Annotated in this window: 25 protein-coding genes, 1 other RNA gene and 1 riboswitch; of the genes, 12 read left to right on the top strand and 14 right to left on the bottom strand. The window is 64.7% G+C overall.

The features are described from left to right. Positions 1-72 precede the first annotated feature (72 nt). Both LPA36_RS03075 and lgt read left to right on the top strand, forming a co-directional pair. The gene (locus LPA36_RS03075) at positions 73-1,140 is read left to right on the top strand and encodes a LysR family transcriptional regulator (protein ID WP_228874668.1); all 1,068 of its coding nucleotides are present in this window, start codon (positions 73-75) and stop codon (positions 1,138-1,140) included. A 35-nt stretch (positions 1,141-1,175) separates the two neighbouring features. After that, positions 1,176-2,081 carry a prolipoprotein diacylglyceryl transferase gene (gene lgt / locus LPA36_RS03080; RefSeq protein ID WP_228874669.1) on the top strand — a complete coding sequence of 302 codons (906 nt, stop codon included), beginning with the start codon at positions 1,176-1,178 and terminating at the stop codon, positions 2,079-2,081. A 102-nt stretch (positions 2,082-2,183) separates the two neighbouring features. On the opposite strand, the gene LPA36_RS03085 is transcribed toward lgt, so the two are convergent. From LPA36_RS03085 to LPA36_RS03105, 5 genes are all read right to left on the bottom strand, one after another. Continuing rightward, complete coding sequence (locus LPA36_RS03085) at positions 2,184-2,906, bottom strand: SIMPL domain-containing protein (protein ID WP_228874670.1); 723 nt, start codon at positions 2,904-2,906, stop codon at positions 2,184-2,186. Between the two features lie 178 nt (positions 2,907-3,084). After that, on the bottom strand, positions 3,085-3,543 hold the full coding sequence (locus LPA36_RS03090) for an EVE domain-containing protein (protein WP_228874671.1): 459 nt from the start codon (positions 3,541-3,543) through the stop codon (positions 3,085-3,087). 83 nt (positions 3,544-3,626) lie between these two features. After that, positions 3,627-3,808, bottom strand: a non-coding RNA gene (gene ssrS, locus LPA36_RS03095) — 6S RNA. A 94-nt stretch (positions 3,809-3,902) separates the two neighbouring features. Next, positions 3,903-4,217 (bottom strand): cell division protein ZapA, encoded by a 315-nt coding sequence (locus LPA36_RS03100; RefSeq protein ID WP_228874672.1) that lies wholly within the window; start codon positions 4,215-4,217, stop codon positions 3,903-3,905. Next, on the bottom strand, positions 4,214-4,573 hold the full coding sequence (locus LPA36_RS03105) for an ATPase (RefSeq protein ID WP_228874673.1): 360 nt from the start codon (positions 4,571-4,573) through the stop codon (positions 4,214-4,216). Before LPA36_RS03105 ends, LPA36_RS03100 begins: the two co-directional genes overlap by 4 nt. Positions 4,574-4,761: 188 nt before the next feature. Beyond that, positions 4,762-5,008, top strand: a riboswitch (cobalamin riboswitch). Positions 5,009-5,114: 106 nt separating this feature from the next. Between LPA36_RS03105 and LPA36_RS03110 the strand changes: the two genes are divergently transcribed. From LPA36_RS03110 to cobC, 6 genes are read left to right on the top strand one after another with little or no spacing between them, the layout of a single operon-like run. Beyond that, positions 5,115-7,034, top strand: a complete 1,920-nt coding sequence (locus LPA36_RS03110; protein WP_228874674.1) for a TonB-dependent receptor plug domain-containing protein — start codon at positions 5,115-5,117, stop codon at positions 7,032-7,034. Between the two features lie 36 nt (positions 7,035-7,070). Beyond that, complete coding sequence (locus LPA36_RS03115) at positions 7,071-8,144, top strand: FecCD family ABC transporter permease (protein ID WP_228874675.1); 1,074 nt, start codon at positions 7,071-7,073, stop codon at positions 8,142-8,144. Beyond that, positions 8,141-8,980: an ABC transporter ATP-binding protein gene (locus tag LPA36_RS03120; protein WP_228874676.1), complete on the top strand. Its 840-nt coding sequence runs from the start codon at positions 8,141-8,143 to the stop codon at positions 8,978-8,980. The genes LPA36_RS03115 and LPA36_RS03120 overlap by 4 nt, the downstream gene beginning before the upstream one ends. Then, positions 8,977-10,032, top strand: a complete 1,056-nt coding sequence (cobT, locus tag LPA36_RS03125; protein WP_228874677.1) for a nicotinate-nucleotide--dimethylbenzimidazole phosphoribosyltransferase — start codon at positions 8,977-8,979, stop codon at positions 10,030-10,032. The genes LPA36_RS03120 and cobT overlap by 4 nt, the downstream gene beginning before the upstream one ends. A 25-nt stretch (positions 10,033-10,057) precedes the next feature. Beyond that, the gene (locus tag LPA36_RS03130) at positions 10,058-10,816 is read left to right on the top strand and encodes an adenosylcobinamide-GDP ribazoletransferase (protein ID WP_228874678.1); all 759 of its coding nucleotides are present in this window, start codon (positions 10,058-10,060) and stop codon (positions 10,814-10,816) included. After that, positions 10,801-11,382, top strand: a complete 582-nt coding sequence (gene cobC / locus LPA36_RS03135; RefSeq protein ID WP_228874679.1) for an alpha-ribazole phosphatase — start codon at positions 10,801-10,803, stop codon at positions 11,380-11,382. The genes LPA36_RS03130 and cobC overlap by 16 nt, the downstream gene beginning before the upstream one ends. A gap of 32 nt (positions 11,383-11,414) precedes the next feature. Here cobC and LPA36_RS03140 read toward each other — a convergent pair whose 3' ends face one another. Genes LPA36_RS03140 through cobU form a run of 4 tightly spaced genes read right to left on the bottom strand, consistent with a single transcriptional unit; the run spans position 11,415 to position 14,836 of the window. Next, positions 11,415-12,329 carry a cobalamin-binding protein gene (locus LPA36_RS03140; protein WP_228874680.1) on the bottom strand — a complete coding sequence of 305 codons (915 nt, stop codon included), beginning with the start codon at positions 12,327-12,329 and terminating at the stop codon, positions 11,415-11,417. Then, positions 12,326-13,360: a threonine-phosphate decarboxylase CobD gene (gene cobD / locus LPA36_RS03145; protein ID WP_228874681.1), complete on the bottom strand. Its 1,035-nt coding sequence runs from the start codon at positions 13,358-13,360 to the stop codon at positions 12,326-12,328. The genes LPA36_RS03140 and cobD overlap by 4 nt, the downstream gene beginning before the upstream one ends. Then, a complete protein-coding gene (gene cbiB, locus LPA36_RS03150; protein ID WP_228874682.1) occupies positions 13,353-14,291 on the bottom strand; it encodes an adenosylcobinamide-phosphate synthase CbiB in 939 nt (312 codons plus the stop codon). The genes cobD and cbiB overlap by 8 nt, the downstream gene beginning before the upstream one ends. After that, a complete protein-coding gene (gene cobU, locus LPA36_RS03155) occupies positions 14,288-14,836 on the bottom strand; it encodes a bifunctional adenosylcobinamide kinase/adenosylcobinamide-phosphate guanylyltransferase (RefSeq protein WP_228874683.1) in 549 nt (182 codons plus the stop codon). The genes cbiB and cobU overlap by 4 nt, the downstream gene beginning before the upstream one ends. A gap of 173 nt (positions 14,837-15,009) precedes the next feature. On the opposite strand from cobU, the gene LPA36_RS03160 reads away from it, so the two are divergent. Further along, a complete protein-coding gene (locus LPA36_RS03160) occupies positions 15,010-16,485 on the top strand; it encodes a cobyric acid synthase (RefSeq protein WP_228874880.1) in 1,476 nt (491 codons plus the stop codon). 132 nt (positions 16,486-16,617) lie between these two features. Beyond that, positions 16,618-17,037, top strand: coding sequence for a DoxX family protein (locus LPA36_RS03165; RefSeq protein ID WP_228874684.1), 420 nt, complete (start codon positions 16,618-16,620; stop codon positions 17,035-17,037). Positions 17,038-17,106: 69 nt separating this feature from the next. Here the strand turns inward: LPA36_RS03165 and LPA36_RS03170 are convergent, their stop codons facing one another. Continuing rightward, positions 17,107-17,736, bottom strand: coding sequence for a ParA family protein (locus tag LPA36_RS03170; protein ID WP_228874881.1), 630 nt, complete (start codon positions 17,734-17,736; stop codon positions 17,107-17,109). A 175-nt stretch (positions 17,737-17,911) separates the two neighbouring features. Here LPA36_RS03170 and LPA36_RS03175 point away from each other — a divergent pair, with 175 nt between their 5' ends. Then, on the top strand, positions 17,912-18,331 hold the full coding sequence (locus LPA36_RS03175) for a PaaI family thioesterase (protein WP_228874685.1): 420 nt from the start codon (positions 17,912-17,914) through the stop codon (positions 18,329-18,331). 122 nt (positions 18,332-18,453) lie between these two features. Here LPA36_RS03175 and panD read toward each other — a convergent pair whose 3' ends face one another. The 4 genes from panD to LPA36_RS03195 form a co-directional block, all read right to left on the bottom strand. After that, on the bottom strand, positions 18,454-18,840 hold the full coding sequence (panD, locus tag LPA36_RS03180) for an aspartate 1-decarboxylase (RefSeq protein WP_228874686.1): 387 nt from the start codon (positions 18,838-18,840) through the stop codon (positions 18,454-18,456). Positions 18,841-18,868: 28 nt separating this feature from the next. Continuing rightward, positions 18,869-19,702: a pantoate--beta-alanine ligase gene (panC, locus tag LPA36_RS03185; RefSeq protein ID WP_228874687.1), complete on the bottom strand. Its 834-nt coding sequence runs from the start codon at positions 19,700-19,702 to the stop codon at positions 18,869-18,871. 225 nt (positions 19,703-19,927) lie between these two features. After that, the gene (locus LPA36_RS03190) at positions 19,928-20,800 is read right to left on the bottom strand and encodes a segregation and condensation protein A (protein WP_228874688.1); all 873 of its coding nucleotides are present in this window, start codon (positions 20,798-20,800) and stop codon (positions 19,928-19,930) included. A 2-nt stretch (positions 20,801-20,802) separates the two neighbouring features. Then, a complete protein-coding gene (locus LPA36_RS03195) occupies positions 20,803-20,988 on the bottom strand; it encodes a DUF3460 family protein (RefSeq protein ID WP_228874689.1) in 186 nt (61 codons plus the stop codon). 384 nt (positions 20,989-21,372) lie between these two features. On the opposite strand from LPA36_RS03195, the gene LPA36_RS03200 reads away from it, so the two are divergent. Further along, positions 21,373-23,151 carry an autotransporter assembly complex protein TamA gene (locus LPA36_RS03200; protein WP_456095328.1) on the top strand — a complete coding sequence of 593 codons (1,779 nt, stop codon included), beginning with the start codon at positions 21,373-21,375 and terminating at the stop codon, positions 23,149-23,151. Positions 23,152-23,158: the final 7 nt, after the last annotated feature.

Below are 23,158 nucleotides of genomic sequence, written 5' to 3' on the forward strand. Positions count from 1 at the left end.
AGAATGCAGTTTCTCGTGGCGCGTGTCCAATATATTATTCAGGCTGGATAAGGTCGAAAAAAGTATTAATCGATGCAAGCCGCCACTCCGGATCTGCGCCAGTTGCGCTACTTTATCGCCGTCGCCGAGGAGAAGCACTTTGGGCGCGCGGCCATTCGCCTTGCGATGACGCAGCCGCCGCTCTCGCAGGCCATCCGCGCGCTGGAAGAGACGCTCGGCGTCGAGCTTTTCGCGCGCACGAAGCGCTCGGTCGAGCTGACCCAGGTGGGCGCCGACCTGCTGCCGGAAGTGCGCCGGCTGCTGGCGAGCGCGGAAGGGCTGCGGCCGCTCGCGCAGGGCCTCGCGCGCGGCGAGGCGGGCGTGCTGTCGCTCGCGTTTGTTTCGACGGCGGATTACGGCCTGCTGCCGCAGCTGCTGCGCGATTTCGGCGCGCACCATCCGCGCGTGCGCCTGCAGCTCGCCGAAGCGACGAGCGACGTGCAGATCGACGAGCTCGTCGCGGGCCGGGTCGATGCGGGTCTCGTGATCGCGCCCTTGCCCCCGCGCCATCTTGCGCAGCTGTCGTGGCTGCCGATCGCGCGTGAGCCGCTTGTGATCGCGATGTCATCGGAGGTCGCGGCGCGCCTCGACGGACATCCCGACGAAGACTGGCGCGACGCGCCCGTCAGCCTGCGCGACGTCGCCGATGCGCCGCTCGTGATTTTCCCAAGGCGTCTGGCGCCAGGCTTTTATGACATCATTATGGATTGCTACGGCGTCGCGGGCCTCACGCCGCGCATCGGACAGGAAGCCATCCAGATGCAGACGATCGTCAGCCTCGTTTCGGCTGGCATGGGTGTCGCACTGGTGCCGCAATCGCTGCGTAACCTGCGGCGCACCGGCGTCGTGTACCGTCCGCTGCGCGAATCGGTGCCGGCTATCGAGACGGGCCTCGTCTGGCGCACGGGCGAGGTGAGCCCGGTGCTCACGGGCTTTATCGACATCGTGCGCGCCTATGTGGCGAACCTTGCCGCTTGCGCGGCGTCAGAGCGGACGAAGCCGAAACCGCTGACGAAGTCGAAATCGAACCCGCAGGCAAAGCAAAAAGCAGAGCCGCAGGCACCGGCGGACCCGGTGTTACCCCGTGCGCGCAGGCGCTGATACAGAATCCGCAGTTGAACCACCTATAAAAACACATGCTCATTCACCCCAATTTCGATCCCGTTGCCATTCACCTGGGACCGCTCGCGGTGCGCTGGTACGGCCTGATGTACCTGGTGGCGTTCGTTGCAGCCATCGTCGTCGGCCGGTTGCGGCTACGCCTGCCGCACGTCGCGGCGCAGGGCTGGACCGCGAAGGACATCGACGACATGCTGTTTTACGGCGTGCTCGGTACGATTCTTGGCGGCCGGCTGGGTTACGTGCTGTTCTACAAGGCAAGCTGGTATTTCGCGCATCCGCTCGACATCTTCAAGGTGTGGGAAGGCGGCATGTCGTTTCACGGCGGCTTTCTCGGCGTGACGCTCGCGATGACGCTCTTCGCGTGGCAGCGCAAGCGCACGTGGCTGCAGGTCACGGATTTCGTCGCGCCGATGGTGCCGACGGGTCTCGCGGCCGGCCGTCTCGGCAACTTCATCAATGGCGAACTGTGGGGGCGCGTGACCGACCCCACCTCGCCGTGGGCCATGCTGTTCCCAGGCGCGGCGAACGAGGACGCGGGCTGGATGGCAACGCATCCGGACCTCGTCTCGCGCTGGCATCTCGCCGATGTGTTCGCGCAATATCACATGCTGCCGCGCCACCCGTCGCAGCTGTACGAAATCGCGCTGGAAGGCGTCGCGCTGTTTCTCGTGCTGTGGTTCTTCACGCGCAAGCCGCGGCCCGTAGGCGCAGCTTCCGCGGTGTTTCTGATCGGATATGGCCTTGCACGCTTCACCGTCGAATTCGCGCGCGAGCCGGACGATTTCCTTGGGCTGCTGGCGTTCGGACTCTCGATGGGGCAGTGGCTCTCGCTGCCGATGGTGATTGCCGGCGTCATCATGCTGCTGTGGGCGTATCGTCGCGGCGGCCGTCAGCCGGCGCCGGTGGTGGGCACGAACTGAGTCACACGGCGGCATCGCTGCTTCGGCCTGACAATGCAAACGCCCCGGCATGCCGGGGCGTTGTCACATGCAGTGTGCGCAACTTCAAATGCGCTGGCCGCGTTACTTCATCTGCACGGAGCCCGACACGTTGACGGTCACCGTCGACGTACCGCCTTCGAGCGGCATCGGCGCAGCGGCCTTTGCATCGGCGCGGGCGCTCATCATCATCATCGGACGCGGCATCACGCCGTTGTGCCCGACGTTGACTTCGCGAATCGTATAGCTGTTGTAGCCGAACGCTTCAGCCGACGCTGTGGCCTGCTGCCGGAACGATGCGATTGCCTGGCCCGTCAGCTTCTGTTCGGCGGCGCGCTGTGCTTCCGGCGACAGCGAGAACGTCACGTTGCCGACCTGCATCACGGAAGAAAGCTGCCCCGCGAGCTTCGATGCGGCGGCAAAATCGTGCGATTCGAGCTGCACTTCCGTGCGGCCGCGCCAGGCGGAGATACGCCCGTCGCGATCGGTGGACGGATAGATCGAGAACGCACCGGTGCGCGCCGTGACGCCCGCGACGCCTTTGGCTTTCTGGAGCGCCGAGTCGGCGCGCTGGTTCAACGTGCCGGTGAGCGAGCCGGGATCGCTCGCTTCCTGCTCATAGAAGAGCGTGATGTTGACGACGTCCTGCGGCACGTCAGCGCTCGCCTGCGCCGAGAGCGACAGCACGCCCGACGGCGGATTCTGCACGACTGTCTGCGCAAAAGCGGTGGCGGGTGCGAGTGAGAGCGCGAGCGGCGTGACGGACGCCAGCGCGAAAGCAAAAGCGAGTGCGGTTTTTCGAATCATTGGGTGAGTTCCTTCTTGAGCCGGGTGCACGTGAAGGGTCCGGCGCTCGCGCGCCATCCCGTCCTTTACGGCCGCTTCGTACCATGAACGGGCACGATGCTTGCGGAACTGTTAGGCGTCTGTCAGGCGATACGGTTCCCGCAGGCAATATTCGATTACACAAATCGAGTGAGCCTGCTTACGCCAGGTGCTTCGTGATGAACTGCCATTCGGCTTCCGTCACGGGCGTAATCGACAGCCGGTTGCCTTTCGCGAGCACACGCATATCCGCGAGCTCGGCGTGCTCGCGCAGCGTCGCGAGCGGAATCAGCGCGATTTTCTTCTTGAAGACGACGTCGACGAGCGTCCAGCGCGGCGTCTCGCGATCCGATTTCGGATCGTAGTACGGGCTCTTTTTGTCGAACTGCGTGGGATCGGGATAGGGCGTCGATGCGACCGCGGCGATGCCCGCGATGCCTGGCTCAGGACAGCTCGAATGATAGAACAGCACGCCGTCGCCGACCTGCATCGTGTCGCGCATGAAGTTGCGTGCCTGATAGTTGCGCACGCCTGTCCACGGTAACGTGTGATGCGGCGCCTTCGCGAGATGATCGATGCTTGCTTCGTCCGGTTCGGACTTCATTAGCCAGTAGCGCATGAGTCGATATGAACGTTGATGTAAAAGAGAAAAGCGGAGGCACAAATGAAAACGGCACCGGACGAGTGTCCGATGCCGTCGAATAGGTCCCCGCCATAGCCGCTAGGCCGGCATCCTGAACCGGGAGTTCAGAATTGGTCGCAGTTAGCCGCACTTCGGGTACATCAGACAGAGTGACGCGCACACCCGTGCTGCAAATTTCCACAACCGTGCACATGGCATTGGTTCAAGGAATATATGACCTTGGCGAACCAGGCAGGGAAGCTGATAAAACTGGGTGAATCCAGACGCGCCACGACCTCATGAAGTACATTGCGCCGAACTCGAAGGCCGGTCACGTGACCCACCTTTAAAAACTTTTACTGCACACCGTACTGCTGGATGACTGCGCCCAGCTGTTCGTTCATTGAGTGCATTGTACGCCGGATTTCTTCGGCGGGAAAAGATTCTCCGTGTCGCACGCTGGCCTGAAGCTTAAGCAGTTCCGATGCCAGCGACAGCGCAGCCATCACTGCAATACGATCCTGGCCGCGCACGTTGCTGCCCGAACGGATCTTCGACATTTCGGCATCGACGCGCGCCACGGCTTCGAGCAGTGCGGCTTCGGTTTCCGGCGAACAGGCAAGACGATATGGCTGGCCGAGAATCGAGACTTCGATCTGCTTCGTGGTCATGCGTTTTCTCCGTGACGGGTGACTTCGCGGCCTGCTTCCTCGTGATCATTTTGCGAGGTTGCAAGCAGGTCGAGCTGGTTGTCCGGCTCGGCATGCGATCGCGCGCGCGGGAGTTTTTCGAGGATGGCGTTCAGGCGCACCTGTGCGTCGTCGATCTTCGATGAGAGCGTGTCGCGCTCTGCCTGCAGCGCGTTGCGCTCTTCGCGCATCTGCTCGAGTTCAACGCGCGTTGCTTCGCATTCTGCGCGCGCCCCGGCGAGTTGATCTTCGAGCGCGCGGCGCGCCTCGTGATGACGCTGACTGATTTCGATCAGCCGGCCAATGTTTTGTGAGAGTGTTTCGAGTTCGTTGAGCATGTGCTGCGTCCTCTAAAGACACGGCATTCTAGCGCGGAATGTCGCAGGTTCCGACAATTGTCTCGTTTCGAGACGTAACATCCTCGCTTTATGCGAGTTTTATGCCTGCAAAACACGGAAATCGACCAGATTGCCGCGCACGCGAATTGCAGTGCGCGCCGCTTTCTTGACGCCAGGGTAGGCCGCTCCTACACTTGCGGCACTTTGGTGCCCGCGCGCATTTTCATGTCGCGCAGTTAAACGGGAAACAGGGCGCGCGGCATTGCGATCGCGCCAACCTGTGCTGCCCCCGCAACGGTAAGCGACCGCGTTATTTCCTGCAAGTCGATCCGATACGCGCCCTCAAAAAGCGCGCAATGCCACTGCGCATGCATGCGTGGGAAGGTGGGTCGATGCGTCGCCAGCCCGGATACCGGCCAGAGGGAAGGACATCGTTTGCGCGCGGCAGTTGTCTCTGGCTGTCTCGCGACAAATGGACGTCCTGTCACGCAACGGCCCGCGGGGAAGCAGGCCGGGCACGTCAGCCACAGGAATTCACCCGATGTACACGCCCATCGCCCGCGCGGCGCTGCTCGCCCTGACCGGCCTGCCGCTCGCCGCACTGGCCCAGTCCGCGCAGACGGACGATACGATCCCGCCCGCGCGCAGGCTCGCGCAGGACGCCACGGATTCCATATCCGCGCCAGCCTCCGTGCCCGCGACGACGACCCTCGCGCCCGTTGTGGTGACCGCCGCCCGCGGACCACAGTCGCTCGCGGATGCCATCCCGCAGACCACGCGTTTCGACCAGCAGGACATTGCCGATACGACGGCCCGTGATCTGCCGGGTCTCCTGCAACTCGCGCCAGGCGCGCAGGTCGTGCGCAACGGCGGCCCGGGTTCGTCGTCGGCCCTCTTTTTGCGAGGTGCTTCGGCGCAGCAGTCGCTCGTGCTGATCGACGGCGTGCGGGTCGATTCCGTGAGCCTTGGCAACGCGCAGATCGAGCAGCTTCCGCTCGACCAGATCGATCACGTCGAAGTGGTGAACGGCAATGTATCGGCGCTGTATGGATCGGGCGCGGTCGGTGGCGTCGTGCAGGTGTTCACGAAGGATGGCGGCAACCATCCGCCGCGCTTCAATTTTTCCGTCGAATACGGCAGCTATCACACGCAACAGCAGCAGGCGGGCGTCGATGGCAGGCTCGATAGCGACGGCAAGACGACCTTCAGCGTTACGGTTGCGCGCGCGAAGGACGACGGTTTCTCGTCGATCAATCCCGCGCTCGCGCCCGTCAATCCGAACGCGAATGGCTATCTGAACGAGAGCGTCTCGGCGTCGCTGCGCCACCGTTTCAACGACAGGTGGGACGCGGGCGTGCGCTACTTCCAGTCGAACGGCAACGACAGCTTCGACAATCCGTATGGTGCGCCAACCGATCTGAACAATCTGTACAGCAAGGTCCAGCTCGCCTCGGCGTTCGCCAACGGGCGTGTGACGGACTGGTGGACGACGCACGTGATCGTCGCCGCCGGCAACGACCGCAGCAACACCGCGTTGAACGGCGTCTATACGGATCACTTCGATACGGACAACCGTCAGTACACGTGGCAGAACGATTTCACGTTCGCGCCGCAACAAAAGCTCCAGCTGGGCTACGAGCATCTCGACCAGCGCCTCGACTCGAACGACTATGGCGCGCCGGACCGTCATGTGAATTCGGTCTTTGCAGGCTACACGGGACGCGTTGGCGGCAGCCAGTTCCAGGCGAACGTGCGGCACGACCAGTACTCCGATTTCGGCGGCGCGAACAGTTACTATCTCGGCTACGGATACGATGTCACGGAACACTGGAAGGTGACGGCAAGCTGGTCGGATTCGTTTCGTGCGCCGACCTTCAACGATCTGTACTTTCCATTTAGCGGCAATCCGTCGATCCAGCCGGAGCGCAGTCATTCGGTCGAGGCCGCGCTGCAGTATGCGTCGGACGCACTGGGCGTGATGAAGCTCACGGCGTACGAGACGCGTTATACGAACCTGATCGAGTATCAGCAGGTGAGCCCGGGCGAGTTCGTCGCGCAGAACGTGGGACGCGCGAAAGTGCAGGGCGTCGAGGGATCATGGAGCGGCCATGTCGGAAAAACGGATGTACGCGCGGCGCTCACGTTCCAGAATCCCGTCGACGAAGATACGAATACGGACCTGAACCGGCGCGCGCGTCATTTCGCTTCGTTCTCCGCGAATCGCAGCATCGGCGGCTGGCGCGTGGGCGGCGAGTGGCTCGTGAGCGGCGAGCGTAACGACAGCGGCACGACGCTCGCGGGTTACGGTGTCGTGAATCTCTCGGCGCGTTATGCGATCACGAAGTCGTGGTACGTGGCCGCGCAGATCCAGAATCTCTTCGACAAGGACTATGAACTGGCCTACACGTACAACACGCCGCGACGCGGTGCGTATCTCACACTCGGCTGGCAGCAGCAGTGAGGTGCGTTGCATCGCCGGTTCGCGGGTTGAGCCAACATGTCTTCTGAGCGCGCCGCGATGAACCGCGCCGCGCTGCGCCTGACGACCGGCGTGAGCGCGCAGCGCGCGCTCGCAATCTGGTGCGGGCTGGCCGTGCTTGCGTTGATCGTGTTCGTGGCGTCGCTCGCGCTGGGCAGTGTCGCGCTCGGGCCTTTGCGCGTTGTTAGCGCATTGCTGCCGTGGCATGCGGACATGGCTTCGTCTTCGTCCTCATCGGATCTGGCCATCGAGATCGTGCGCACACTGCGCCTGCCGCGTGCGCTGGCTGGCTTCGCATGCGGCGCGTTGCTCGCAGTCGCGGGCTCGCTGCTTCAGGTGTTGCTGCGCAATCCGCTCGCCGAGCCGTATGTGCTCGGCGTATCGGGCGGTGCCGCAAGCTTCGCGCTCGTCGCGATGATCGCCGGATGCGCGTGGTGGATCGTCGATGCCAGCGCGTTTGCCGGCGCGTTCGCGTCGATCCTGCTGGTGCTCGGTCTTGCGCGACGCGAGTTGTGGCGCGGCGAGCCGCAGGATGCTTCGCCGCGTCTTCTGCTGACGGGCGCGGTGATTGCGGCCGGTTGGGGCGCGGTGATCACGCTGCTCCTGAGCGTCGCGCCCGAGAGCCGTCTGCGCGGCATGCTGTTCTGGCTGACCGGCGACCTGAACGGCGGCGGCATGCCGTGGGTCGCGCTCATTGCACTCGTCGTCGCGCTCGTCATGATTGTGCCGGCTGCCGCGCAACTCAACGTGCTGCTGCGCGGCGATACGGCCGCGCAGGCGCTCGGCGTGCCGGTCATGCGCCTGCGGCTGCGTGTGTATCTCGTTGCATCGCTCGCGGCGGCGGCTGCGGTGACGACGGGCGGCACGATTGGCTTCGTCGGCCTTGTGGTGCCGCACATGCTGCGGCTCGCGTTCGGCAATGACCAGCGCATGCTGCTGCCTGCCGCCGCACTTGGCGGCGGGCTGACCGTGATGGCCGCCGATCTCGTCGCGCGTACGGTCATCGCGCCCGCGCAGTTGCCGGTCGGCGTGATCACCGCGCTCGCCGGCGTGCCCGTGTTCCTCTGGATGCTGTTGCGCAGGCGGCGATGATGAACGCACACGTTTTCGCATCGTCGACACTGTCTGCGCAACGCGTCACGCTGCGCGCAGGCGCACGCACGTTACTCGACGATTTTACGCACACGTTTCACCCAGGCGAGGTCTGGTGCATCGCTGGCCCGAATGGCGCCGGCAAGACCACGCTGATTTCCGCGCTTGCCGGCCTGCTTGAACCCGCAGGTGGTCACGTCGAACTCGATGGCACGCGTGTCACGGCATGGTCGCCCGCGCGACTCGCGCAACGCCGTGCGCTGATGCCGCAAGGCGAGCGCGACGCATTCAGCGCGAGCGTCTTCGAGATGGTGATGCTCAACCGTTTTCCGCATCTCGACGGCTGGGGCTGGGAGCGTGCCGAAGATCGCGCAGCGGCGCATGCCGCGCTCGACACGCTCGGGCTCACATCGCTCAAGACGCGCGACGTGCTGTCGCTCTCGGGCGGCGAGCGTCAGCGCGTGGCGCTCGCAGCGGCGCTGTGCCAGGACGCGCCGCTGCTCCTGCTCGACGAACCGCTTTCGCATCTCGATCTGCATCATCAGATCGACTGCCTCGAAGCGTTGACCGCGTGGGCACGTCAATCACAGCATTCGCCACGCAGCGTGATTTTCTCGTGTCACGATCTGAACCTTGCGCGCCGCTTCGCGACGCATGCGTTGCTGCTCGACGGTAACGGCGACGCGCACGCAGGCCCGGTACGCGACGTATTCACGCCGGCGCTCGCGAGCCGCGCATTTGGCTATCCGCTTATCCTGATCCGCGATGGGGAGCACGAAGCGCTGATCCCGTCGACGCAACGCGACACCTCTCCTTCTTCAAGCAGACAACCATGACTTCACCCACGCCCGCGCTACCTGTTGTCGAACCGCTCGAACAGACGTTGCGTGCCGAACTGCAACGCATCATCGACACGAAGACGAAGCCGCCTGGCAGCCTCGGGCGCCTCGAAGGGCTCGCGCGTCAAATGGGCATGATCCAGCGTACGACGCGCCCTTCGATCGAACGCCCGGTGATGATCGTCTTCGCGGGCGACCACGGTATCGCGCATGAAGGCGTGAGCCCGTATCCGCAGGCGGTAACAGCGCAGATGGTGGCGAATTTCCTGGCGGGCGGCGCGGCGATCAACGCGTTGAGCCGTGTCGCGGGGCTCACGCTCGAAATCGTCAACGCGGGCGTGGCGACGCCGATGCCGCCGTCCGACCTGCTCGTCGATATTCCGGTGGCGCGAGGCACGCGCAACTTCGCGCACGAACCGGCGATGACGCATGAAGAAGCGTGGGCCGCGCTGCATGCGGGCGCGGAACGCGTGCGCGTGCATGCGGCACTCGGCACGAACGTGATCGGTTTCGGCGAGATGGGGATCGCGAACACGTCGGCGGCAGCGTGCATCATGAGCCGCCTTGGCGGCGTGCCGATCGCGGATTGCGTCGGACGCGGCACGGGCCTCGACGACACCGGTCTCGCGAAAAAGCGTGACATCCTGGCGGCGGCGCTTGCGGCCCATCCCGATACCGGAACGGCAATCGATGTGCTCGCGACTTTCGGCGGCTTCGAAATCGCGATGATGGCCGGCGCGTTCATGGCCGCGGCAGAGGCGCGCATGACGATCCTCGTCGATGGTTTCATCGCGACCTCGGCGCTGCTGGTGGCGCGAGCACTCGCGCCGGCGGTCGTCGACTACTGCGTGTTCGCGCATGCATCGAACGAAGCCGGGCATCGGCGCATGCTCGAGCAGTTCGAAGCAGAGCCGCTGCTCACGCTGGATCTGCGCCTCGGCGAAGGCACGGGCGCCGCGCTTGCATTGCCTTTGTTGCGTGCCGCCGTTGCGTTCGTCAACGAGATGGCGAGCTTCGAATCGGCAGGCGTCGCGAACCGCGGCGCGTGAACCCGTCACACCAGACCGCGCCAACATGAATCCGCTTGCTGAACTGCGCTACTTTTTTACCGCGCTCGGCTATTTCACGCGCGTGCCGGTGCCGCGCTGGGTCGGCTACGAGCCGCACTATCTGAACGCGGCGGCCCGCTATTTTCCGCTGGTGGGCGCGCTCGTCGGCGCGCTCGGCGCGGTGGTGTATCTGGCGGCGCTGCGCGTGTTTCCAGCAGGCGTGGCCGTGCTGCTTTCGATGGTCGCGACGCTCTTCGTCACCGGTGCGTTTCATGAAGACGGTCTGGCCGATTGCGTCGACGCATTCGGCGGCGGCTATACACGCGACGACGTGCTGCGGATCATGCGCGACTCGCGCATCGGGGCGTTCGGCGCGATAGCGCTGGCGATTGCGCTTGCGCTCAAATGGCAGACACTCGCTGCGCTGCCGCCGCTACGTGCCGCGTGGCTGATGATCGCGGCGCACGCGGCAAGCCGTGCCTGCGCGATCAGCTATCTCGCGACGCTCGACTATGTGCGCGCCGAAGGCAAGGCGAAGCCGGTCGCGCAGCGCATGAGCGCGTTCGCATTGATGCTGGCCTGCGTGTTCGGCGTACCGTGGCTTTTCTGGCCGGACTGGCGCGCGGGCTGTGTCGTGGTGGCCGTGCTGCTCGTGCTGCGCTTTGCGCTGGGTCGTTACTTCGTGCGACGTATCGGCGGGTATACCGGCGATTGCCTCGGGTTCGCGCAGCAGGTCTTTGAAATCGCGATCTATCTGACGGGGCTTGCATGGATCTCATCCTGATCCGCCATCCCGCGGTCGCGATCGATGCAGGCATCTGTTACGGGCGCAGCGACATTGCACTCGCCGACGTGCCTCACGCGAGCGTGACTGCGCTCAAGGCGAGGCTCGAACTGCCCGTGCCGGATCTCGTATGGTCGAGCCCGCTCACGCGCTGCCGATCCGTTGCAGAACCGTGGGCTGCGCAGTGGGCCCGCAAGGTTTCCGTCGACCCGCGTTTGCAGGAGATGGACTTCGGTACATGGGAAGTGCAGCGTTGGGACGACATCGATCGCGCGTTGCTCGACGACTGGGCCGCCGATCTGCATCACGCGCGCGCGCATGGCGGCGAGAGCGTCGCGCAGTTCAGCGCGCGCGTTGAGACGTGGTTCGGTGAGCGGCAGGCCGAAGCGGGCGACGCGTGCGCGCACGTCGTCACGCATGCAGGCGTGATTCGTGTGCTGGTTGCGCTCGCGCTTCGCGTATCGCTCGAACAGACGCTTTCATGGTCGATCGATTTTGCCGGCGTGGTGTGGCTGCGGCGGCGCGAACCCGGCGCCGCGTGGACACTCGTGCGCTGGAACGCCTGAACGCAGCCGCGCAAAAAGGCAGAAAGCGTGGGTCAGCGTGCAGCGCCCGTTCGACGCGAGCGCGCTGTCTCCAGATCCTGGCAGAGCAGGGCCGCGCCCTGTGCGATGCGCGGAGCAGGGCGGTTGATCAGATCGCCGTCGATGGCAAAGAGGTTGCCGTGCGCGACGGCATCGAGCGACGGCCACGCGCGCCACGTGTCGAGTTGAGGTAAAGGCCGGTCGGGCGCCGTCGCGCCAGGCGCAGCGGTCACGATCGCTTCGGGATTGGCGGCGAGGACGGCTTCGGTCGAAACGGTCGGCACGAGCGGTTCGAGTTTCGCAAACACGTTGCGCCCGCCGCATAGCGCGATCACTTCGCTGATCAGATGCGTGCCGTTCAACGTCATCAACGGCTGATCCCATACCTGATAGAACACGCTCACTGGCGGCCTCGCTGCGTATCGCGCGCGCAGTTGCGCGATGTTGCTGCGATACGTGTTCGCCGCGGCGTCCGCGACCGGCGACGTGCCGAGCAGTGTGCCGAGCTTCGTCAACGTGACGCCGATGTCGTCGAGATGACGCGGCTCGCTGAAGTAGAGCGGAATGTGCAGATCGCGCAGTCGATCAAGCTGACGCCCGGCATTGCCGTGACGCCACACGACGATCAGATCCGGCTTCAGCGCGACAATACGTTCGAGATCGAGCGCCTTGTTGTCGCCGACGCGCGGCAGCTGTTTCGCTTCGGGCGGAAAGTCGCTGTACGTCACGGCACCGACGATTTTCGCGCCACCGCCCGCCGCATAAAGCATTTCGGTGACATGCGGCGCAAGACTGATCACGCGTTGCGCCGGTGCGGCCAGCGTGACGGCGGCACCGGAATCGTCGATGACGGTGATCGCGAACGCGCCCGTTGAAAACGCGCAGGCCGTCAGGCAAGAAAGGACAACACGGGCGAGACGCTGCTTCATCGGTCGTGCGTGGTGGAAAGTGGCGCGTTATCGATCGCCGGAATGCTGTCCTTCAGCGCGTGTTCGAGACGTAACCACTGCGCGTCCGTTGCAGGCAGACCGAAGCGCACGCTCGCCGGTGCCGGAAAAAAGCGCGTCCAGATTCCGTGTTGCGCGAGTGCGTGATGCAGCGCAGCGGCACGTGCATCCGGTGTCCAGGCGAAAAGCGGCGTGCGATGCAAGGGCAGGCGGTGCGCATCGAGAAGTGCGGCGAGGCGCGCGCTGTCCTCGTCGAGTTGCGCGCGCATCGCGCGTTGCCATGCGGTGTCGTTGAATGCTGCTGTCACGGCGTGGCGGGCAGGGCCGCTCACGGTCCACGCGCCCAGCGCTTCGCGCAGCGGCGCGAGCAACGCGGGCACGGCCAGCACGAAGCCCGCGCGCACACCGGCAAGTCCGAAGAACTTGCCTGGCGAGCGGAACACGACAAGTCCCGCTCGATCCGTCGACCCCGCGAGCGACGCGGACGGCATCGTGTCGGCGAACGCTTCGTCGACGATCAACGTGCCGCCGCGCGCCGACAGTTGTGCATGCCACCGATGCAGCGTCTCCGCCCTCACGTGTTGCGCGGTCGGGTTGTTCGGATTGACGATGACCGCATGCGTCATCGCGTCGGGGAGCGTTTCGGCGGTGACGTCGAGCGGCAGCACGCGATGATCGGCACGCGTGAACGCCGGTGCATATTCGCCATACGTCAGCGGCGCGATGCCGACTGTGCCCGGCGGTAACAGCACAGGCAGCGCGCGGATCGCGGCCTGGCTGCCCGCAACCGGCAGCACGTGCGCGGCGTCTGGCGCGCCGTAATAGCGCGCGGCGCAGGCGGCGAATCCGTCGCCGTCGTCGGGCAGGCGCCGCCATGCATCGGCGGGCACCGGCGGCACCGGATAGCCGTGTGGATTGATGCCCGTCGACAGATCGAGCCAGTCTTCGTACGGGATGCCATAGCGGCGCGCCGCTTCATGCAGGTTGCCGCCGTGAACGATCGTGTCAGACATTGAACGGCACACTCAGAAGCGCCAGCGCAAGCATCACGGCAAGCCACAGGAACACGCTGCGCTCGACGAGCGTCAGCGCGGCCATTACATGCTGCGCGGATGCCACGCGACCCATGCCGAGTGCCGGACGTTGCTCGATCGCGCCGTGATACACCGCCGGACCGCCCAGTTGCACGTTCAGGCTGCCCGCACCGGATGCCATGACGGGCCCGGCGTTCGGACTGTCCCAGCGTGGCGCCTGTTCACGCCAGCAGCGCAGCGCGTTGCGCGTATCGCCGAGCAGCGCGTAGCTCGCGGCGGTGAGACGCGCGGGAATCCAGTTGAGTACATCGTCGAACCGGGCGGCGGCCCAGCCGAAACGCAGATAGCGCGGCGTGCGGTAACCCCACATCGCGTCGAGCGTGTTGGCGAGACGAAACGCGAGTGCGCCCGGTCCGCCTAGCAGCGCGAACCAGAAGAGCGCGCCGAAGATCGCATCGTTGCCGTTCTCGAGCGCCGATTCGACGGCCGCGCGCGACAGGGCGGCTTCATCGGCGTGGGCCGTTTCGCGCGACACGATGCGCGAAGTCAGCACGCGCGCCTGCGCGAGATCGCGCCTGACGAGCGCGCGCGCGATCGGCGCGATGTGATCGTGCAGGCTGCGCGCGCCGAGCGCGAACCACAGCAGCGCGACGTGCAGTGCGCACGCATATACGAACGGCAGCACGGCGACGAGCCACGCGGCAATCGCAACCGGCGGCACGACCGCGAGGAGCCACGCGACGATGCCCATCAGCCGTGCGCGCACGCCGGTGTTCAGACGCGTTTCGATGGCGGCGGCGAGCTTGCCGAACGCGACGAGCGGATGCGCGGTACGCGGCTCGCCAACCCAGCGGTCGACGATCACCGAGGCGGTCGCGAGCGTTGCGACGAGCGGCATCGTGAGTATCATGCGGCGGCCGGTGTCTTGAGTGCGAGCGGCAGGCCCGCGACCATCATCGTGACCTGCGTGCTCAATGCGGCGATGCGTTGGTTCAGGCGACCGAGTTCGTCGACGTAAAGACGTGTTGCCGCGCCAAGCGGCACGACTCCAAGCCCGATTTCATTACTGACGACGATGATCTTGCCGCGCGCCGAAACCAGGGCGGCTTCGAACGCGAGCAGCAGCGTTTGCGGAGCGTCGGTCGGCGGCGTGTTATCGGGCGGGCAGAGGAGATTGGCGAGCCACAGCGTCAGGCAGTCGATCAGGATGCAGCGGCCCGGCGCATCGATTGCGGCGACCGTGCCCGCGAGATCGACCGGTGTCTCACGCAACTTCCAGTGCGCCGGTCGCCGTTCGCGATGATGCGCGACGCGTTCGGCGAATTCGTCGTCCGCGATGCGCGCGGTGGCGATATAGGTGACCGGCAAGCCGCTTTCGCTGGCGAGCGTTTCGGCATACAGGCTCTTGCCCGAGCGGGCGCCGCCAAGAACGAAGGTGAGGTCGCGTGGAATCATCGTGTGATTGTACCGGCGTGTTCCCGCGCGGGCGATAATGCGGGCTCCTCCTGCCGCCGCCCTGCGATTTTTCCGTGACGACTTCTTCATTGCCGCCGTTTGCTGCGCCGACTTTTGCCTCGTCACCGGAACAGGACGTGAACGTGAACGTACGCGTGCCGCGCGGCACGCTGATGATCCAGGGCACGACATCCGACGCCGGCAAGAGCACGCTCGTCGCCGGACTGTGCCGGCTTGCGCGACGTGCGGGCGTGAAGGTCGCGCCGTTCAAGCCGCAAAACATGGCGCTCAACAGCGCCGTGACCGTCGATGGCGGCGAGATCGGACGCGCGCAGGCGTTGCAGGCGGTAGCCGCCGGCATCGACGCGCATACCGACCTGAACCCCGTGCTCCTGAAGCCGACGAGCGACCGCGGCGCGCAGGTCATCATCCACGGCAAGGCGCGCATGAACCTCGACGCACGCGCCTATCACGATTACAAGCCAGTCGCGTTCGAAGCCGTGCTGGCATCGTATGCGCGACTGCAGGCCGCGTACGACACGATCTTCGTCGAAGGCGCGGGCAGCCCGGCGGAAGTGAACCTGCGCGATCGCGACATCGCGAACATGGGTTTCGCGGAAGCAGTGGACTGCCCGGTCGTGCTGGTCGCGGATATCGATCGCGGCGGCGTGTTCGCGCATCTGACGGGGACGCTCGCGTGTCTTTCAGCGGGCGAGCAGGCGCGCGTGCGTGGCTTCATCATCAACCGGTTTCGCGGCGACATCGGGCTCCTGAAGCCCGGGCTCGACTGGCTCGAAGCGAAGACCGGCAAGCCAGTGCTCGGCGTCGTGCCGTATCTGCACGGCCTCACGCTCGATGCCGAGGACATGCTGCCGCGCGATCCGCACGCCGCCAGTGCGACAAACCCGGCCGATGGCGCGCCGGTATTGCGCGTCGTCGTGCCGGCGTTGCCGCACATCAGCAACCACACCGATTTCGATGCGCTGCGCGCGCATCCGCAAGTGGAATTCAGCTATGTGCGGACCGGCACGCCGCCGCCGCCGGCAGACCTCGTGATCCTGCCTGGCTCGAAGAACGTGCAGGCCGATCTCGCATGGCTGCGCGGCCAGGGCTGGGAGGACGCGCTGCGTCGGCATCTGCGCTACGGCGGGCGTGTGATCGGCATCTGCGGCGGCATGCAGATGCTCGGGCGCGAAGTGGCGGACCCGCATGGCGTCGAAGGCGCGCCGGGCAGCGTCGCCGGCTTCGGCTGGCTCGATTTCTCGACCACGCTCACGCAGGCCAAGACGTTGAAAAATGCGACGGGTCGCCTCGCGCTCGCCGAGCCGGCCACGGTGAAGGGATACGAAATCCACATGGGCGAGACAGAAGGGCCGGCGCTCGCGCGGCCCGCGGTGCAACTGGCCGTGGATGAATCGGCGGCGACACGTCCCGACGGCGCGATTTCCCCCGACGGGCAGATTTTCGCTACCTATCTGCACGGGCTCTTCGATACGCCGCAAGCGTGCAGCGCGATGCTTGCGTGGGCCGGGCTGGCAAACGCCCAGCCGCTCGACTATCCCGCGCTGCGCGAGGCGTCGCTCGAACGCCTCGCCGATACGCTTGCGACACATCTCGATTTGCCGAAGCTGTTCGGCGCGATCAGCTGAAATACGGATTAACGCCTGAAAGGAAATAATCTAAGCCTTTCCGGCGGTTTTTCGTCCTCATGGGTTCGAATACAGTCTGCTCCATCGATGGCGCGCCTCGCGCTGTCTGTTCAAACCTTTGAGGAGCCGGACATGAATTCGACCCGTAATGCCGATGCAGCCGCCACGATCCTGCGGCTCACCCTCGGCGTGCTGTATCTCGCACACAGCCTGCAGAAGATTTTCGTCTTTACGTTGCCCGGCGCGGCCGGGTTTTTCGTCTCTGTCGGCCTGCCCGGCTGGCTCGCCTATGTGACGACGTTCATTGAACTCGCCGGCGGCATCGCGCTTTTGCTGGGCTTCCAGGTGCGGTGGGTCGCGCTCGTGCTGCTGCCGTTCATGCTGGGCGCGATGTCGGTTCATCTGCACAACGGGTGGAGCTTCACATCGCCGAACGGCGGCTGGGAATACCCGGCGTTCTGGGCGATCGCGCTCGTCGTGCAAGGGTTGCTGGGCGGCGGGCTCTACGCAGTCGGCGCGGCGCGCTCGCCGCGGCAGGCGGTTAGCGCCTGATTTCAGCGCCTGACATCAGGGCGGAAAGACGGGCTGGCCGCGAGCCAGCCCGTGACCGCGGTGTTCCGGTCAGGCTTTGCCGTTGGTCCATTCAATGATGGGTTGCCACTGCTCGAGATCTTTCTCGACGCGGCTTTTGGCGACGTCCCACAGCGTCAGACCGTGCGCGGCCAGCTGGACGTAGTTCTGTGTATCGCGCAGATAGCCCAAGACCGGCAGCTTCAGGGTTTCGACGAAGCGATGTAGCTGGTCCGCCGAGCGTGTGCGTGCGTCGACCCGCATGCCGACGACACCGATCTCGATGTTGCCCTTGCGGACCGCCTTTTCTTTCGCGAGCCGCTCCAGAAATTCCTGCGTCGCGAGAATATCGAAGATGGACGGCTGCAGCGGCACGATGATCTTGTCGGCGAGTTCCAGCGCGGCGTTCATGCGGTTGCCGTGCAGGCCGGCCGGGGTATCGACGATCGCGTGTTCGAGGCCTTTCGGCGGCTTTGCCGGGGCGTCATGATCGACTTCCCACCTTTCGATGGGGGGCAGCGTGCCGGCCCGCAGGTCGAGCCAGGCGTGCGAGGAGTGCTGTTTGTCCAGGTCCGCAAGTGCAACCCACTCGCCGGATGCCGCGAAATAACCTGCCAGATTGGTAGAGAGCGTGCTTTTGCCGACGCCGCCCTTCGGGTTCGCCACTACGATTACCGTCATGAATTCTCCCGGGAAGAAGGCTGGATGCGCCAGCCGGTTTGCCGTGCCTGGATGTTTGCCGTTCGTTTTGCCGTGGATCGCGTTCAGGCGTTGATAATATCGGCAAATCCGGCCACGTCGAAGTCTTTGCCCCGGCCGTGTCGTCTTTTTACTTTTCCGCTGAGGTTCGACCATCATGAGCACGCTTCGCCCGGAATACTCGATTGAACGCCTTGCCGAACGGCAGAAAGGAACGCTGCCTGACCTGCTCGGGTTTCGCGTCGTCTCGCTCGAGCAGGGCTCGCTCGTCGGCGAATTCACGGTCCGCAGCGATCTGCTCGCGCCGAATGGCTTCCTGCACGCGGCTTCGGTGATCGGTCTCGCCGATACGGCCTGCGGCTACGCGTGCCTCGCGCATCTGCCCGACAGGGCGGTGAACTTCACGACAATCGAATTGAAGAGCAATTTTCTGGGCACAGCGACCGAAGGCGTCGTGAGAGCCGAGGCAACCGGCGTGCATCTGGGCCGCAGCACGCAGATCTGGGACGCGAAGGTCGTGGGACCCAGCGGCAAGGTGATTGCGCTCTTCCGTTGCACGCAGATGGTCCTGTACTGACGGGCCCAGGCCGGCTTTTCCGCTGACTGGAAACAAAAAAGCGCAGCGTGAATAAACACGCTGCGCTTTTTTTGCGTCCGTTGCTGCCGGGCCGGAGAACGGCGCGGCAGGCAGTAACCGGTTCAGGTCCAGTTTTGCGTCGGCACGTGATCGCGGCTGCCCTTGATGCGGTTGTTTTCGTCGACGAAGACGAGATCCGGCTTCCAGCCTGCCTTCAGTTCGGCTTCATCGACGGTCGCGAACGCCGCGATGATGACGAGGTCGCCCAGTTGCGCGCGCCGTGCCGCCGACCCGTTCAGCGAGATCATGCCGCTGCCGCGTTCGCCCTTGATCGCGTAGGTCGAGAAACGTTCGCCATTGTTGATGTTCCAGATGTCGATCCGCTCGTTCTCGACGATGTTCGCCGCTTCGAGCAGGTTTTCGTCGATCGCGCACGAGCCTTCGTAGTGCAGCTCGCAGTGCGTGACCGCCGCGCGGTGGATCTTCGACTTCAGCATATGGCGTTGCATGAGCGTTTCTTTCCTTTAACCGTTGGCGTCAGATTTCGAGGTTGTCGATCAGGCGCGTCGCGCCCAGTTTTGCGGCCGCGAGTACGACGAGCGGCGCGTCGATATCCTGCGGGGTCGGGGGAAGCAGGTTCACGCGCTTGCGCACCGCGATGTAGTCCGGCTGCCAGCCGCGCGCGGCGAGCGACGCCATGGCGGCCGCCTCGATCTGCGCGAAATCGCGGCTGCCCGCCAGCACCTGGTCGCGCACGCGGTTGAGCGTTGCAGCCAGCACGGGCGCCTCGGCGCGCTCGGCGGCCTGCAGGTAGCGGTTGCGCGAACTGAGCGCGAGGCCGTCGGTATCGCGTACGGTTTCGGCGGCGATGATATCGGTCGGCAGCGCGAACTGGTTGCACATCTGACGGACGATCATCAGCTGCTGATAATCCTTCTTGCCGAACACCGCGACGCGCGGCTGTACGCACGACATCAGCTTCATCACGACGGTACACACGCCCTGGAAGAAGCCCGGGCGGAACTCGCCTTCGAGAATGTCGCCGAGATCGTGCGGCGGATGCACGCGATATTCCTGCGGCTGCGGATACAGATCCTGTTCCGTCGGCGCGAACAGCACGTAGACGTTTTCCTTCTGCAGCTTTTCGATGTCGGCTTCGAGCGTGCGGGGATATTTGTCGAAATCCTCGTTCGGGCCGAACTGCAGGCGGTTCACGAAGATGCTCGCGACCACCGGATCGCCGTGCTGTCGCGCGAGGCGCATCAGCGAAAGATGGCCTTCGTGCAGGTTGCCCATCGTCGGTACGAAGGCTGTACGGTTCTGGCCGCGCAACTGGTCGCGCAATTCGTGGATCGAGCTGATGACTTTCATGATCGGTCGCGGGTTCCTTGCGGATTTCTCAAGCGGGCGAAGGTGCCCCGACGGCAAATCGCCGGGTGTTTCGCAACAGGCGTTCCCGGCCCGAAAAGACGGACCTGGAGCGGGGGATTGTAGGGGAATTGCGGTCCAGTCGCACCAAAACGAGGCATTTTGCCCGTTCTCCGGTGCGCGCGGACACTGCCGGCGAAAGGCGCCGGCTGTTCAGCGACGCGAGCCTCATGCTGGCAGGTAGGCGAGACGCACGTAAATCGGTGCGAACGGCTCGGCCTGGGTGATCTCGATCAGCGATTCGCGCGAGAGCTCAAGCATCGCGATGAAGTTCACCACGACGACCGGCACGCCGCGCGTCGTGTCGAACAGATCGGAAAACTCCATGAAGCGCGCGTTCTGCAGACGCCGCAGGATCACGCTCATATGCTCACGCACCGAGAGTTCCTCGCGCGAAATACGGTGATGCTGCACGAGCTTCGCCCGCTTGATCACGTCGGCCCACGCGGCGCGCAGGTCGTCGGAATTCACGTCGGGAAAGCGCGGCGTGATGCTCTGCTCGATGTACACCTCGGCACGCAGAAAATCGCGCCCGAGCTGCGGCAGCTGGTCGAGGCGCTGCGCGGCGAGCTTCATCTGCTCGTATTCCAGCAGACGGCGCACGAGTTCGGCACGCGGATCTTCGGCTTCCTCGCCCGTGTCGGCTTTCCTCACCGGCAGCAGCATGCGCGACTTGATCTCGATCAACATCGCGGCCATCAGCAGATATTCGGCGGCGAGTTCGAGATTCGTCTTGCGCAACTGGTCGACGTAGCCCAGGTACTGGGTGGTCACGTCGGCCATCGGAATGTCGAGCACGTTGAAGTTCTGCTTGCGGATGAGATACAGCAGCAGATCCAGCGGGCCTTCGAACGTTTCGAGAAAGACTTCGAGGGCGTCCGGCGGGATGTACAGATCCGTCGGCAGCTTGAAGAGCGGCTCGCCGTACAGGCGCGCGAAAGCGATACCGTCGACGATATCAGGCGTCGAATCGGTCGCGGGCGCGGCGAGCGCTGCGTCGGGACGTCCCGATGCGGCGCGGGCCTCGTCGGCAGTCGTCACGCTCAGAAGTTCTGGTAATAGACGTAAGGCGTCTGTTCAACGCGCGACGCCTGCTGCTTGGCGCGCTCGTCGAGATCGACCGGCTGCTTGTCCCACAGGAGCGAACGGCCGCGACGCTGTTCCGCTTCCAGAGTAGGCTTTTGCTGCTTCAGCTGATTCAGGAATTGCGTGATATCCGATTGATACATGGTTCGACGTCCGTGAGAGAAGAATGCAGCCGCCGCCGGGGCGCCAGCCATTGTCGACGGCAATTTTACCGCAAGCGCCCGGCCCGGTCGAAAAGTCACGGAACATTCCTGCCGCCGCGGCGTCGAAGCGCGGGCGCTCCGGGCTGTACCGGGGCTGTACGATGGCTCTTTTACCCGGCAAGGTGGATGGGCAGGGCATTTCTGGCGGTTCCGCGCAAAGGTGTGATTTGAGATTACCGCGACGTCCAATGTGGTCAAATAGCAAGCTTCGGTCCGCATGCGCGGCGCCGGGCAGAAACAACCCATAACGGCCGGAGGTCCTGTTTGGCGGGGTGTGTGATCGAACCGTCGCGCGTATCGCGTGAAGCACCCGGTGCGGGGCGTATGGACGCCGCGCGCCTGAAGGCGCGCACGCTCGGCGTATGGCTCGTTTTCAGCTTCCTCGCGCTCGTCTTTGTCCTGTCGGATAACGCAGAGGCGCGCACGGCGCCCGCCTACAAGGTCGACATCGAAACCTCGCCGCGCGCGCTGCGCAAGCTGCTGGAAGACCACCTCGACATCGCGCGCTTCGCGAAACGCGAGGACGTCAGCGACGACCAGTTCCAGTTTCTTATCACCGCAACGCCGCAGCAGGTGCGCGATCTCACGGCGACGCAGGGCTATTTCTCGCCCGTTGTGCGCACCGACGTCCGTACAGTCGAGGGCAAGCGCGAGGTTACGGTGAGCGTCGATCCCGGCCCCATGACCACGATTTCGTCGATTGATCTGTCGTTCCGCGGGCCCGTGCTGACGGAAGACCCGGCGCAGGCGAATGCGGCGCGCTTCGCGTTTTCGCTGCATAAGGGCGACCCGTTTGCGCAGGATGCGTGGGACGACGCGAAGAACGCCGCGCTGAAGGCGCTGCGCTCGCGCCGTTATCTGGGCGCGAAAATTTACCACTCCGAGGCGCGCGTCGATCCGCGCACGCACGACGCGACACTGAGCGTCACCTTCGAAAGTGGCCCGACGTTCACGATGGGCAAGCTCGATGTTTCCGGCACGCGCCGTTATCCCCAGCAGATCGTGGAGAACGTGAACCCGATCACGGTGGGTGATATCTACGACGAGCAGCGCATCATCGAACTCCAGCGCCAGTTGCAGAACACGCCGTATTACGCGAGCGTCGCAATCGATACCGACAGCGATCCGGCGAAGCCCGACGAGACGCCTGTGCACGTCAAGGTCAGCGAATATCCGTACAACAGCATTCGCGGCGGCGTCGGCTATTCGACCGACAACGGCCCGCAGATCCAGGGTGCGTATTCGTATCTCGACACGTTCGGCCGTGCGTATCCCTTCACCATCGACGGCCGGATCGACCAGATCCAGCGGTACGGCCAGGTCCAGCTGGCGATGCCGCCCGGCAAGCGTGGCTGGGTGAACAGCGTGCTCGCGTCCTACACCAATACCGACGTATCGGATACACAGATCTTCAGTGCCCGCGCGGGCGTACAGCGTTCGAGAACCTCGCAGTTCATCGACTACACCTACTCGATCCTCTACTACCAGGACCGGCTGGAGCAGAACGTCGGGCCGTCCACGACGAGCAACGCGCTCTTGCCCGCCTGGTCATGGACGCGCCGCCATACCGACGACCCGATATTTCCGCGTTCGGGCAACCTGGTTCACGTCGAGGCCGGTTTCGCGGTCAAGCACGTGCTGACCGACCAGACTTTCGTGCGCGGCTATGCGCGTGGGCAGCAGTATGTGCCGGTCGGCAAGCGCGACCTCGTGCTGTTTCGCGCGGAACTGGGCGGCGTGTTCACGAGCGGCTCGTCGAACGGCATTCCGGCGTCGCTGCTGTTCCGCGCGGGCGGCTCGAATTCGGTGCGTGGCTACAGCTTCCAGAGCATCGGTAACAACGTTGGCGGCTCGACGCTGCCGACCAAATACCTCGTCACCGCGTCGAGCGAGTATCAGCACTGGTTCAATCGCGACTGGGGCGCCGCGGCGTTCTTCGATATCGGCACGGCCACCGACACGTGGGCTGAGCGCGTGTTCTATCCGGGTGTCGGCGTGGGCGCGCGCTGGCGCAGCCCGGTCGGCCCGGTCAACGTCGATCTCGCGTACGGCATTCGCAATCACAGCGTGCGTCCGTATCTGACGCTCGGCATCGCTTTCTGATTCTATT

This window comes from Paraburkholderia saeva (genome assembly GCF_907164555.1).
In the GTDB taxonomy this organism is placed as follows: Bacteria; Pseudomonadota; Gammaproteobacteria; order Burkholderiales; family Burkholderiaceae; genus Paraburkholderia; species Paraburkholderia saeva.